At 72.0% G+C, this 12,004-nt stretch carries 10 protein-coding genes; 3 read left to right on the top strand and 7 right to left on the bottom strand.

What is annotated here, in order from left to right; genetic code table 11:
• Window positions 1-7: 7 nt before the first annotated feature.
• The 3 genes from LK409_RS02430 to LK409_RS02440 are packed head-to-tail and all read right to left on the bottom strand — an operon-like array spanning window position 8 to window position 4,512.
• On the bottom strand, window positions 8-805 hold the full coding sequence (locus tag LK409_RS02430) for an enoyl-CoA hydratase (protein WP_003808929.1): 798 nt from the start codon (window positions 803-805) through the stop codon (window positions 8-10).
• Window positions 806-814: 9 nt separating this feature from the next.
• Entirely contained in the window at window positions 815-2,692 is a 1,878-nt protein-coding gene (locus LK409_RS02435; RefSeq protein ID WP_010927749.1) for an acyl-CoA synthetase, read from the bottom strand.
• Between the two features lie 26 nt (window positions 2,693-2,718).
• Window positions 2,719-4,512 carry an acyl-CoA dehydrogenase C-terminal domain-containing protein gene (locus LK409_RS02440; protein ID WP_010927750.1) on the bottom strand — a complete coding sequence of 598 codons (1,794 nt, stop codon included), beginning with the start codon at window positions 4,510-4,512 and terminating at the stop codon, window positions 2,719-2,721.
• Window positions 4,513-4,629: 117 nt separating this feature from the next.
• On the opposite strand from LK409_RS02440, the gene LK409_RS02445 reads away from it, so the two are divergent.
• A complete protein-coding gene (locus LK409_RS02445) occupies window positions 4,630-5,850 on the top strand; it encodes a helix-turn-helix domain-containing protein (protein WP_010927751.1) in 1,221 nt (406 codons plus the stop codon).
• A 35-nt stretch (window positions 5,851-5,885) separates the two neighbouring features.
• The gene (locus tag LK409_RS02450) at window positions 5,886-6,524 is read left to right on the top strand and encodes a Vgb family protein (RefSeq protein WP_010927752.1); all 639 of its coding nucleotides are present in this window, start codon (window positions 5,886-5,888) and stop codon (window positions 6,522-6,524) included.
• A 19-nt stretch (window positions 6,525-6,543) separates the two neighbouring features.
• Here the strand turns inward: LK409_RS02450 and LK409_RS02455 are convergent, their stop codons facing one another.
• From LK409_RS02455 to LK409_RS02470, 4 genes are read right to left on the bottom strand one after another with little or no spacing between them, the layout of a single operon-like run.
• A complete protein-coding gene (locus LK409_RS02455) occupies window positions 6,544-7,137 on the bottom strand; it encodes a DUF2894 domain-containing protein (protein ID WP_010927753.1) in 594 nt (197 codons plus the stop codon).
• Window positions 7,130-7,777 carry an OmpA family protein gene (locus LK409_RS02460; protein WP_003808940.1) on the bottom strand — a complete coding sequence of 216 codons (648 nt, stop codon included), beginning with the start codon at window positions 7,775-7,777 and terminating at the stop codon, window positions 7,130-7,132. The genes LK409_RS02455 and LK409_RS02460 overlap by 8 nt, the downstream gene beginning before the upstream one ends.
• The gene (locus tag LK409_RS02465) at window positions 7,774-10,374 is read right to left on the bottom strand and encodes a DUF802 domain-containing protein (RefSeq protein WP_010927754.1); all 2,601 of its coding nucleotides are present in this window, start codon (window positions 10,372-10,374) and stop codon (window positions 7,774-7,776) included. The genes LK409_RS02460 and LK409_RS02465 overlap by 4 nt, the downstream gene beginning before the upstream one ends.
• Before the next feature lie 10 nt (window positions 10,375-10,384).
• Window positions 10,385-11,119 carry a DUF3348 domain-containing protein gene (locus LK409_RS02470; RefSeq protein ID WP_010927755.1) on the bottom strand — a complete coding sequence of 245 codons (735 nt, stop codon included), beginning with the start codon at window positions 11,117-11,119 and terminating at the stop codon, window positions 10,385-10,387.
• Window positions 11,120-11,336: 217 nt separating this feature from the next.
• On the opposite strand from LK409_RS02470, the gene LK409_RS02475 reads away from it, so the two are divergent.
• A complete protein-coding gene (locus tag LK409_RS02475; RefSeq protein ID WP_010927756.1) occupies window positions 11,337-11,966 on the top strand; it encodes a peroxiredoxin-like family protein in 630 nt (209 codons plus the stop codon).
• Window positions 11,967-12,004 lie beyond the last annotated feature (38 nt).

Genomic DNA, 12,004 nt, shown 5'->3' on the forward strand with positions numbered 1-12,004 from the left:
GCGAGGCTCAGGATACGGCCTTGGCGCGCTTGATGGTGGAGTCCAGCCCGCGCTTGAGGTGGGCCTGGAATTCCTCGGTGACGTGCGAGAGCTGGTGCACGTCGAAGTGGGCCTGGACGGCGGCGCGAAAGCCCTGCGCGTCCCAGGTGCGGTTCAGCGAGCGCTTGGTGAAGCGCAGGCCGTAGGGCGGGGCGGCGGCGATGGTGTTGGCCAGCTCCAGCGTGGCCTGCTCCAGTTCGGCCAGCGGCACCACGCGGTTGATCATGCCGATCTGCAGCGCCTCGGCGGCGGGCAGGCGCGCGCCGGTGAAGATCAGTTCCTTGGCCTTGCGCATGCCCATCACCCAGGGATGGATCAGCACCTCCAGGCTGGCGGTGCCCATCGAGTGCGCTACCGGGTCCGAGAAGAAGGCGTTGTCGGCGCAGACGATCAGGTCGCACATGTTGGCGACCATGTAGCCGCCGGCGATGCAGGCGCCCTGGACCTGGGCGATGGTGGGCTTTTTCAGGTCGTGGATGCGCAGGCAGTATTCGAGGAAGTGTTCTTCCTCGTACTCCCAGCGTTCTTCCACGGTGGGGTTGGGGCGCTCGACGCGGGCCGATTTCAGGTCGTGGCCGGCCGAGAAGTGGTCGCCGACCGCGCCGATGATGAGCACGCGCACGGCGTCGTCGGCTTCGGCCGCGCGCACGGCGTCGTCCAGCTCGCGCAGCAGCGAGCGGCTCTGGGCGTTGCGCACTTCGGGGCGGTTCAGGTAGATGCGGCAGACCGGGCCGAGATGCTCGACGCGGATGAACTCATAAGACATGGCGATCTCCTACACTGCGGCCGGGTCGGCCGTCTCGATGAAATACGGGATGGTGAACGTGGCCAGGGCGTCGCGCACCTGTTGCGGCGCCAGGCCGGGTACGAGCAGGCGGATGCGCACGGCCGGGCCGTCGGCCAGCGCCAGCGCATAGCCGGTTTCGATGCCGGCGCCGCGCAGCGCCTTTTCGAAGCCGCGCAGCATGGCGTCTTCGCGCAGCCGGTGCTTGAGGATCTTGCCCACCGGCGACTTGGGCAGCGCGGCCATGAGGTAGCAGTCCTTGGGCACGGCGGCGCGCTCGGCGATGTCCGGACGCACCTCGGCCAGCAGCCGGGCCGCGTCGAGGTCGGCGCCGTCGACCAGCTGCACATAGGCCACCGGCACTTCGCCGGCGTAGCCATCGGGGCGCGCCACCACGGCTGCCTCCAGTACCTGCGGATGGCGGTAGAACGCTTCCTCGACCGCCTTGGGGTCGATGTTGTGGCCGCCGCGGATGATCAGGTCCTTGGTGCGTCCGGCGATCCAGATGTAGCCATCGGCGTCGATGCGCGCGACATCGCCCGTATCCAGCCAGCCCGGCTCCAGGAATCCGCCTTGCGCGCCGGCCGCGTAGCCGTCGAACACGGTGGGGCCTTGCAGCGCCAGCACGCCGGTCTCGCTCGGCGCGCAGTCGCGCGGCGCGGCGCCCGGTTCCAGGCGCGCCACGCGCGCGCGGTGGTACGGGAACAGCAGGCCCACCGAGCCGGTCTTCACCGGTCCGCCGCGCGGATTCATCATGCAGACCGAGGTGGTCTCGGTCATGCCGTAGCCTTCGCGCACCGGCAGGCCGGTCAGCGCCAGGAAGCGCCGCGCCACGTTCTCGGACAAGGGAGCCGAACCCGACAGCACGCCCTTGACGCACGAGATGTCGTGGCCGCCGATGGGCATCTGCACCAGCTGATTCATGATGGTCGGCACGATGGTCAGGTAATTGACCTGGCAGGCCTGCACCACTTCCCAGATGCGCGCCAGCAGCTGCGGGTGCTTCCAGCCCACCGAGGTGGCCAGCACCAGCGTGCCGCCGCGCGCCAGCGTGGCCAGCGAGCCGGCGAACGCGCCCACCACGTGGTAGAGGGGCGTGGCCGACAGGCGGCTTTCGCCCTCGACGATGCCGGCCACCGCGGCGCTGAGCCAGGCGCTGACCACTTCGTTCCAGTGGCTGTGGCGCACCAGCTTGGGATCGCCGGTGGTGCCGCCGGTCGGAAACAGCGCGGCGAGGTCATGCGGCCCGATGGCGCGCGCGAAATCCAGCGCGTCGGCGCGGTAGCCGTCGATCACCGCGTCGTAGTCCAGGAAGCGCCGGCCGGCCGGCGCGGCGCCGGCGCGCGAGCCGCCCAGCCGCACGATGGTGCGCAGCTGCGGGCACAGTTCGGCCACGCGCAGGACCTTGTCCCAGATGTCGAGCTGCGCGTCGCCGCCGTAGGCCATCAGCATGCGGGCGTCCGCCGCGCGCACGATGGCGGCGATCGCCTCGGGTTCGAGCATCCAGTTGATCGGGTTGACGATGGCCGCGGCCTGGCCGCCCCACAGCGCGTACTGGCCCTGCGGCGTGTTCGGCAGCAGCAGGCTGACCACCTCGCGCGGGCCCACGCCCTCGGCGTGGATCAGGTTGGCGGTCTGGTGCACGCGTTCGAGCAGGCGGCCGAAATCGATGTCCTCGCGCTCGTGGCAGGCGGCCGGGTCGGGCAGGTAGCGGATGGCCGTGGCGCGCGGCGCCTGGCGGCAGCCGCGCGCCAGGAAGGCGTAGGTGCTGTCCGGCAGCCCGCGTTCGTGCAGCGGCACGGCTTCGAACTGCCGGATGCGCTCGGCCGTGGACAGGTCGGCGCGGACCCAGTATCGGGGTATCTCCATATGCTCTTCGGGGCGGCGCGCGGGCTTCAGGCGGCCAGCGCGCAAGGGGTTGTCAGGCAGTCGGCGGGCACGAACAGCCGCCGCAGGCGCATTTCGGTCTCGGGAAACAGGTGCTCGAAGTAGAAACGCGCCGTGGCCAGCTTTTCGGCCCGCAAGGGGTCGTCCTCCGGCAACCGGGTCAGCGCGGTTTGCGCGGCCCGGCTCCAGAAGTAGCCGTATACCAGATGTCCGACCAGGCGCAGGAAGTCGGTGGACGAGGCGCCCACCTGGGCGGGGTCGCGCGCGGCCAGTTCGGCCAGGCGCGGCACGGCGTCGGCCACCTGGCCGGCCAGCTCGCGCAGCGGCTGGCCGAAGCGCGCGCCGCCTTCGACGGCGCTCACCGCGGCGGCCTGCGCCTGCGCCTGCGCCATCGCCAGCAGCTGGCTCAGGCGCGCGCCCTGGTCGGCCAGCACCTTGCGCGCCAGCAGGTCGTGCGCCTGCACGCCGTTGGTGCCTTCGTAGATGGGCAGGATGCGCACGTCGCGCAGGGTCTTCTCGATGCCGGATTCGACGATATAGCCGCTGCCGCCGTGGACCTGCACCGCCAGGTTCACCGACTCCACCGCGTTGTCGGACACGAAGGCCTTGGCCACCGGGGTGAGCAGGCTGAGCAGGCCGCCGGCGCGGTCGCGCTCGGCCGGGTCGGCGGCGTGCAGCTCGGTGTCGATCTGCAGCGCCAGCCAGTAGAGGAACATGCGGGCGCCCTGCGCCCAGGCCTGCTGGGTCAGCAGCATGCGGCGCACGTCGGGCTGTAGGATGATGGGGTCGGCGCGCGTGATGGCCTTCTCGTGGCCGGGCGCGCGCGATTGCAGGCGTTCGGCGGCATAGGCCAGCGATTTCTGCAGGGCCGTCTCGGTCAGGCCCAGCGCCTGCGCGCCGGTGCCCAGGCGCGCCGAGTTCATCATGACGAACATGGCGGCCAGGCCCTTGTTGGGTTCGCCCACCAGGTAGCCGCGGGCGTTCTCGAAGCGCAGCACGCAGGTGGCGTTGGCGTGCAGGCCCAGCTTGTGTTCGATGGCGTCGCAATAGACGCCGTTGCGCTCGCCGGGCTCGCCCTGCGCGTCGGGCAGGCGCTTGGGCACCACGAACAGCGAAATCCCGCGCGTGCCGGCCGGGGCGTCGGGCAGGCGGGCCAGCACCATGTGCACGATGTTGGAGGCCAGGTCGTGCTCGCCCGAGGAGATGAACATCTTGCTGCCGCTGATGCGGTAGGCGCCGTCGCCGTCCGGTTCGGCCCGGGTGCGCAGCAGTCCCAGGTCGGTGCCGGCCTGCGATTCGGTCAGGCACATGGTGCCGGTCCATTCGCCGCTGGCCAGCCGGGGCGCGTAGATCGCCTGCAGCGCCGCGCTGGCGTTGGCGCGGATGCAGCGGTAGGCGCCCTCGGACAGGCGCGGGTAGAGCGCGAACGAGATGTTGGTCGCGCCCAGCATTTCGCCGACGATGGCCGAGGCGACGGTCGGCAGGCCCTGGTCGCCATGGTCTGGGCTGGCGCACAGGCCCGACCAGCCGCCTTCGGCATAGGCGCGATAGGCCTCGACGAATCCGGCGGGAGTGCGCACTTCGTGGCCTTCCAGGCGGCAGCCGGCGCGGTCGCCGCTGGCGTTCAGCGGCGCCAGCACGCCGTGGCACAGGCGGTCCGCGCCCTCGATGACCTGGTCCAGCGTCTCGCGGTCGATGGCCATGGGGGCCGCGCGCCTGGCCAGTTCGCCTTCGATGTCCAGCACGTCGTAGAGCGCAAACTGCATATCGCGCTGAGGCGCCGTGTATAGCCCGTCTTTCATGTCGTCCTGCTGCTCCTATCTATGATGAATGGCAGTGTGCATCAGTTATTGCTGTGAGGTAATGTCAGAATTTGACTATATATCTGTCAGATAAATCTGAATAGTGACGAGGTGTCCATGGACGAGGGTATCGCCGCCGCGGCGCGCGCGCTGGCCCTGGGCGATGCGCTGGCGGCGCTGAACCAGGTGGCCTTGCGCGACGACGCGCCGGCGCTGGCCCTGCGCGGCATCGCGCTGGCGCAGCTGGGCGATTTCGACCGGGCGCGCGCGCTGGTGCGCCGCGCCGCGCGCGCCTTCGGGCCGGGCAATGCCGTGGCCCGGGCGCGCTGCGCGCTGGCCGAAGGCGAGATCGCGCTGGCAGCGCGCGACCTGGCCTGGCCCGGCGCCGCGCTGCGGGCCGCGCAACGCACGCTGGCAGCGCACGGCGACTGGCGCAACGCGGCCTACGCGCAGTACCTGGAGGTGCGGCGCCTGCTGCTCGTGGGCGAGCTGGAACGGGCGGCCGAGTGGCTCGAGCGCCTGGAGCGCCCCTTCCTGCCGCACGACCTGCGCGCCATCCACGACTTGCTGGCCGCCGGCCTGGCGATGCGCCAGTTGCGGGCGGGGGCGGCGCGGGCGGCGCTGGCGCGCGCGGCCCAGGCCGCCCGCCATGCCGCCATTGCGCCGCTGGCCGCCGAAGTCGCGCGGGCGGCCAGCCTGCTGGATGCGCCGGTGGCGCAGGTGCGGTCGCGCGGCGGCGAGCGGCCGGCGCGCCTGGACGAGGTCGAGGCCTTGCTGGCCGGGCCGGTGCTGGTGGTCGACGCCTGCCGTTATGTGGTGTGCGCGGGCGCCGCGCGGGCCGTGCTGTCCCGCCGTCCGGTGCTGTTCGCGCTGGCGCGGGCGCTGGCCGAGGCGTGGCCGGGCGAGGTGGCCCGCGAGGCCTTGATCGACCAGGTGTTCCGCACGCGCGTGCCGGACGAGTCGCACCGCGCGCGCCTGCGGGTGGAAATCGGGCGCCTGCGCGCGGCGCTGAGCGGCATGGCGGCGCCGCGGGCCATCGGCCGCGGCTATGTGCTGGCGCCGGACGGGGCGCGCCAGGTGGCGGTGCTGGCGCAACCGGTGCAAACGCCGCATGCGGCGGTGCTGGCCTTGCTGGCCGACGGGCAGGCGTGGTCGAGTTCGGCGCTGGCCCTGGCGCTCGATGCCAGCCAGCGCTCGGTGCAGCGGGCCCTGCAGGCGCTGGCCGCGGCCGGACGCGCGCAGGCCCTGGGGCGGGGGCGCACGCGCCGCTGGGTGGCCGCGCCAGCCGCGGCATTCGCGACAAACTTGTTGCTGTGCACCGCCTTGCCGGCGTTCTAGCATGAGGCCGTATCCAACTTTCTCCGGAGCCAGCCATGAAGCGATCCCCCGCCCATATCGTCCGCGAATACGGCCCGTTCGCGGGCGTCGAACAGGTGCACGGCCTGACCTATGACGGGCGCCACGTCTGGTTCGCCGTCGGCGACAGCCTGGCCGCGCTGGAGCCGGAAAGCGGCGAGGTGGCGCGCCGCATCGATGTGCCGGCGCAGGCCGGCACCGCCTTCGACGGCCGGCACCTGTTCCAGATCGCCGGCGACGTGATCCAGAAGATCGACCCGGCCAGCGGGCGCGTGCTGGGCACCATCGCGGCGCCGCCGGGCGGCTGCAACTCGGGCCTGGCCTGGGCCGAGGGCATGCTGTGGGTGGGGCAGTACCAGCCGCGCCAGATCCTGCAGCTCGATCCGGCCACCGGCGCCATCCTGCGCACGCTGCAATCGGACCGCTATGTCACCGGCGTGACCTGGGTGGACGCGCAGCTGTGGCATGGCACCTGGGAAGATGGAACGGCCGACCTGCGGCGCGTCGACCCCGCCACCGGCGAGGTCCTGCAGGTGCTGGAGATGCCCGCCGGCGCGGGGCTGTCGGGATTGGAGTCCGACGGCGCGCAGCGCTTTTTCTGCGGCGGCGGCGATCGTGGCGTGGTGCGCGTGGTGCGCCGGCCGGCAGCCGAATAGCGCCGCAGGCGCGGCGCGCCTAGCGCGAGCGGGCGCGCGCGGTCTTGCGCGGCGTGGCGCGGGCGGTGTCGCGCGCCGCGGGTGCGGCGTTGGCGGTGAGTTGCTCCAGCCAGCCCAGCGCGTCGACGTACGACAGGAACTGCTGCAGGTAGCCGGGCGAAAGCCCTTGCATCAGCGCCAGCGAGCGGTGCGCCAGATGGCTGGAGTTCAGCGGGCCGGCATTCTCGGGCACCAACTGCTCCGACTGGCGCAGTTGCCGGTCGGTGCTCAGGCGGGTCCAGGCCTGGCGGAACTCGTCGAGCAGAGGCAGTTCCGGATAGGCGGGCCGCGCCGGCGCGGCCACTGCGATCTGCGCGCACAGCTGGCCTAGCGGGCCGGGCGCGCGCGCCGGGTCCGGCCCGGCCGGCGGCGCGGCCGCCGCGGTCTCGGGGCAGGCGGCCATCAGGCCGGCCAGGCGTTCGTCCAGCAGCTGGCGCGCCTGGCCCTCGTGGCCGGCGGCGCGGCGCGCCAGCGCCTGCAGGTAATGAAAGCGCAGCGGGTCGGCCTGCTCGCCGCCGCGCTCGCGCCAGGCGTCGAGCCGGGCCTGGGCCTGGCGCGCGGCGTCGTCAGTCACGGGCTGGCACCTTGTCGGCCGATTGGCGTGGGATGGGGGCGATCTCGACGCGCCGGTTCTGCGCCCGGCCGGTCTCGTCGGCGTTCGAGGCCACCGGCTGCTCGGCGCCGAACGCGGCGGCGAAGACCGAGGCGGCCGGGATGCCGGCGTCGATCAGCGCGCGCGTGACGGTCAGGGCGCGTTGCGCGGACAGCTCCCAGTTGTCGGCGTAGCGGCGATTGCCCTGGTGCACCTGCTGGTCGTCCGTGAAGCCGCTGACCATCAGGATTTCGTCGTGGGCGCGCAGATAGGCCGACAGCGGCGCGACCAGGCTGGCCAATATTTCGCGGCCCTCGGGTTGCAGCTGGTCGGAGTTCAGGGCGAACAGCACGTTGCCGCTGATGCCGATCCGGCCGTCGACCAGCGTCACGCGGCCGGCGGCCAGCGGCGCGGCCAGGGCCTGCTCGAGCGCCTCGCGGCGCTGCGTTTCGGCCTGGCGCTGCTCGACTTCCGCCTCCAGCCGGGTGGACAGTTCGATCTGCATGCCGACCACGCCCACCAGGATCAGCACGAAGGCGCCCAGCAGTACCGACATTAGATCGCCGAACACCGCCCAGGTGGGCACGGCGGCGTCGGGGCCGGCGTCGAGATGCTCGTTCATGGCGTTTCGGCGGCTTCGGCGCCGGCCGGCTCGGGCTGCTGCGCCAGGCGCTGCAGGTCTTCGAGGATCTGCTTCTGCGACAGGACGCTGAGGTCGACCACTTCGCGCGCCTGCGCCACGTAGTAGGCCAGTTGCTCATCGCTGCGCGCCAGCGATTTGTCCAGCGCCGTTTCGATGCGGCCCAGCTGCTCGGCCAGCCTGTCGTTGGCGGCGCCGAACACCTGCGCCGCGGCGCCGAAGGCCTCGCCCAGGCTGGCCACGTCGGCCGCGCTGGCAATGGCCTGCGCGCTGGCCGCTTCGAGCCGGCCGGCGCCGCTTTCTATGCTGTCGGCAAAGCGCGCGCCCACGCGTTCGAGCAGGTCGGCCGACGAAGCCACCAGGGCGTCGATCGCCTCGCGCTGCTCGCTGGAGGCGTGATTGACCGCGCCCAGCAGCGTCTCGACCGTCGCCAGCAGGCGGCTGCGCTCTTCCAGCATGGCGTTGTCGCGTTCCATGCTGTCGACCAGTTTCTGGCGCAATTCGGCCACCACGTCGGCCGCGGCGCGCGGCGCCTGCGCGGCCGCTTCGAGCAGCTGGCCGATCTCGGCGACGGTGCGGGTGGCGTGTTCGCGCGACTGCGAGGAAATGTCCTGGGCGGTCTGCGCCAGCGTGGCGCAGATTTCGCGCTGCTGCGCGGCCGTCTGTGCGCCGGTTTCCTGCCAGGCGGAGCGCAACTGCGCCGCCATGGCTTCCAGCGCGTGGGTCCAGGCGCTTTCGCGCTGCGCGTCGCGCGCGGCCAGCTCGGCCTGCAGTTGCGTTTGCGATTGTTCCACCGCGTGCAGCAGCTCGGCCGTGTGGCGCGCGAAGGCGCCGGCCGCCTCGGCCACGGTCTGGCCTTGCTGGCTGGCCAGCGCCGCGGCCGCCTGCTCCTGCCGCGTCACGGCGTCGCGCCAGCCGTCGCGCACCTCGTCGGTGGCGCCTTGCAGGCGCGCCGCCACGGTGTCGAGCAGGGCGGCCGAGCGCTGCTCGAAATGCGCCGCCAGATGCTGCTGCGCGCTGCGCAGCGATTCGGCCAGCGATTCGCTGGCCTGCTGGTGCCGCGCCAGGGCGTCGTTCCAGATGCCGGCCACGCCGGCGGTGCTGGCTTCGAAGCGGCCCGACAGTTCGGCCAATTGCTGTTGCACGGCCTGCCCGACGGTTTCGCGCCAGGCGGCCGTCTCGCTGGCCAGGCCGGCCAGCGTTGCCTGCACGGCGGGCTGGATGGCCGCGCCGGCGGCCTGGGCGCTGGCGGCGACGCTGTCGTTGAGGGTCTGCCGCACCGACGCCGCCAGGCCGGTATAGGCTTGGGCGGCTTTCTCGTGGAAGGCGTCCTGGCCGGCGGCCAGCCGCTCGGCCATCGCCTGGCTGTGCTGGCCGAGCGCGTCGGCCACGGTCCGGCCCTGCTGGTCCAGCCTGGCGGCCAGTTCGCGCGTTTCGCCCGCCAGGGTGCTGGCCAGCGATTCGCCCTGTTGCGTCAGGGCGGTGGCCAGCGACGCGTTCTGTCCGGTGAGGGTGGCGGCCAGCGACTCGCCCTGTTGCGTGAGGGTCTGCGCGAGCGTGCTGCTTTGCCGCGCCACGGTATCCGAGAGCGTATCGCTTTGCCGGGCCAGGCTGGCGGCCAGTGTCTGGCTTTGCCGCTCCAGGCTGCCGGCCAGGGTCTGGCTTTGCTCGCCCAGGCTGGCGCCCAGGCGCCGGCTTTGCTCGTCCAGGCTGCTGGCCAGGGTCTGGCTCTGGCGGTCCAGGCGTTCGGCCAGGGTGTCGCTTTGCCGCGTCAGGGTGTCGGCCAGGGTCTGGCTCTGGCGGGTCAGGGCGTCGGTCAGCTGGCGGCTTTGCTGGGCCAGGCCGTCGTTGACCGCCTGGCTGTGCTGCGCCATGGCGGCCAGCATGGCCTGCAGGCGATCGACCAGGGCCGGCATGCCCTCGGCCTGGCGTTGCAGCAGCTGGAAGCTGGCTTCGCGCTGGTGGGCCAGCGAATGCGGGCGCAAGGTGGAGGCAATCCGCGCGTCCAGCGCCTGGCCGGCCTGGATGCGTTCGCGCCGGCACAGCGCCGACAGCAGCCCCAGCATGGCCGAGGCGGCCACGCCCGCCACCGAGGTGCCGAAGGCAAAGCCCAGGCCCTTGACCGGCGCGGCCAGCGAGGCGCGGATGGCTTGCAGGTCGGTGGCGCTTTCCAGCGCGATGCCGGTGCCGCGCAGCGTGGCCACCATGCCCAGGAAGGTGCCGAGCATGCCCAGCAGCACCAGCAGGCCCACCAGGTAGGGCGTCAGCGCGGGGCCGGGCAGGGCGACCCGCTCGCCGGCGATGCGCAGCCGCGTGGCATTGCGCAGGCTGGGATGCAGCGGCGCCAGCCAGGCCGCCAGGTCGGCGGGCGGCTCGGTGGTGGCGGCCAGCGCATGGTCCAGGGTGGCGGTGGCGCGCTGATAGCGGTAGAGCTCGAGCGCGCCGGCCAGGTAGATGATGCCCACCAGGGCGGTGATGGCCAGGCCCAGGGGGTTGGAGCCGACATAACCGGCGCCGATCCAGCAGACGGCGCCCAGGCCAGCCAGGAAAACGGCAATGTTGATGAGGGTTCTGATCATGGGTTTCTGGTTAGCTGGCGCGAAGGGCTGCCAGCAGCCCTTCGACCGGTTGTAAACGAATATCGAGCTCGGCCAGCAGCACGCTGCGCATGTCGCGGCCGAACGTGGCCAGCCATGCGCCAGGCTGCGGCGGCGCCGCGTCGCCGGCCTCTTGCGGTCCGGCCAGCGCGGCCTGGCGCAGGCGCTCGAAGTGGCGTTCCAGCAGCGTCGGCACGGCGGCCAGCAGCGTGCGTTCGCGCGCGCCCAGCGAGCGTTCCATGATGGCGTCGACCACCGCCAGGCGCGTGTGCGCCGGCGCGCGGGCGGCCAGCGCGGCGCGCAGGCGGCCGCGCAGGACGGCAATGGTGTTTTCCATCGTCTGCTGCAAGGCCTGGTAGCGCTGCCGATACTCGGTGTATTCGACGTCCTCGTCGCGCGGCGCGGGCCGGGCCGGCGCGCGCGCGGTTGCGCGGTTGCGCGCGGCCGCGTTCCTGCCCTTGCCGGCAATGGCCTCGATCAGCGTGGCGCGCACGCGCTCGCATTCCTGGGCTTCGGCGCTGCCGTCGGCGGACTGGCCGCGCGGCACGGCCGGCGGTTCGCCGTTGAGCGCCGCCGATAGCGCGATGGCGTCGGTCCAGCCGAGCCAGTGGCTCAACCGGTCCGCGAGGGACTGTCGGGATTCCGGAGCATCGACCTCGGTCAGGCGCGTAAGCAGGCGTACGAGCGTCGGACCGCTGAAACCGGTTCGCTGTGGCACTTGCACCATACCGGCAGAGTCAAAAACCGTGCAGTTTACACGCGGGGCGGGCCGGCTCCTACTGGAACGGCCTGGCGGCGGCCGCCAGACGGGTCCGAGCGGCCGTGGATTGAAGAGATTTGATACAAAGCGGGGTAATCCGCCGCACTGTGTCGCGGCGGGAATGGCGATTGCGCGCCCGCGTAGACCGGTCCCGTCCCGGGGCCGGATCGATGGGAGAACCGCCATGAACCCCGCAATCGCTGCCGGCCGCCGTCTGGCCGACTACGTCCTGCCCGACCACACCAAGACGCCGCGCCGGTTGTCGGCCCTGCAGGGCGACGACCCCATGCTGCTGGTGCTGATCCGCGGCTTCTTCTGCCCCAAGGACCGCGAGCAGCTCAAGACCCTGACGCGCTTTCATCCTCAACTGGTGGTCGGCAACTGCCGCCTGGTGGTCATTACTACCGATGACTGGCACACCACCAACAACCTGCGCCAGCAGTTGGGCGCCCATTATCCGTTCCTCTACGACGGGGAGAAGCGGGTGCGCGACGACCTGGACATCCTCGAATACACCGATCCGCAGCACGAGCCCATGGTTCCGCATACCTTGCTGCTGGCGTCGGGGCTCGAGATACGGCGCATCTGGAACGGCTATTACTACTGGGGCCGTCCATCCACCGCCGAGCTGCACGACGCGTTGCGCGAGGTGACGCGCGACATCCGGCCGGACTGGGACCTGTCGGATCCGGAACTCAAGCGCCGCTGGGCGGCCGGCGACAAGTCGGTGTTTTTCCCGTACGGCAGCAAATCGATGGAGCAGACGCTCAAGGAGATGGCGGGCGCCGTCGACCAGTACGCCGGCCGCGCCTGAATCGCCGAACCCCATGCGTGGATGCCAGCCCTGCGCGG

The organism is Bordetella parapertussis (genome assembly GCF_020735925.1).
GTDB lineage: Bacteria > Pseudomonadota > Gammaproteobacteria > Burkholderiales > Burkholderiaceae_B > Bordetella > Bordetella pertussis.

What these genes read in the sequence shown, in the direction of transcription:
- LK409_RS02430 (WP_003808929.1), bottom strand. Translation starts at nt 805, where the DNA reads ATGTCTTATGAGTTCATCCGCGTCGAGCATCTCGGCCCGGTCTGCCGC.
- LK409_RS02435 (WP_010927749.1), bottom strand. Translation starts at nt 2,692, where the DNA reads ATGGAGATACCCCGATACTGGGTCCGCGCCGACCTGTCCACGGCCGAG.
- LK409_RS02440 (WP_010927750.1), bottom strand. Translation starts at nt 4,512, where the DNA reads ATGAAAGACGGGCTATACACGGCGCCTCAGCGCGATATGCAGTTTGCG.
- LK409_RS02445 (WP_010927751.1), top strand. Translation starts at nt 4,630, where the DNA reads ATGGACGAGGGTATCGCCGCCGCGGCGCGCGCGCTGGCCCTGGGCGAT.
- LK409_RS02450 (WP_010927752.1), top strand. Translation starts at nt 5,886, where the DNA reads ATGAAGCGATCCCCCGCCCATATCGTCCGCGAATACGGCCCGTTCGCG.
- LK409_RS02460 (WP_003808940.1), bottom strand. Translation starts at nt 7,777, where the DNA reads ATGAACGAGCATCTCGACGCCGGCCCCGACGCCGCCGTGCCCACCTGG.
- LK409_RS02465 (WP_010927754.1), bottom strand. Translation starts at nt 10,374, where the DNA reads ATGATCAGAACCCTCATCAACATTGCCGTTTTCCTGGCTGGCCTGGGC.
- LK409_RS02470 (WP_010927755.1), bottom strand. Translation starts at nt 11,119, where the DNA reads ATGGTGCAAGTGCCACAGCGAACCGGTTTCAGCGGTCCGACGCTCGTA.
- LK409_RS02475 (WP_010927756.1), top strand. Translation starts at nt 11,337, where the DNA reads ATGAACCCCGCAATCGCTGCCGGCCGCCGTCTGGCCGACTACGTCCTG.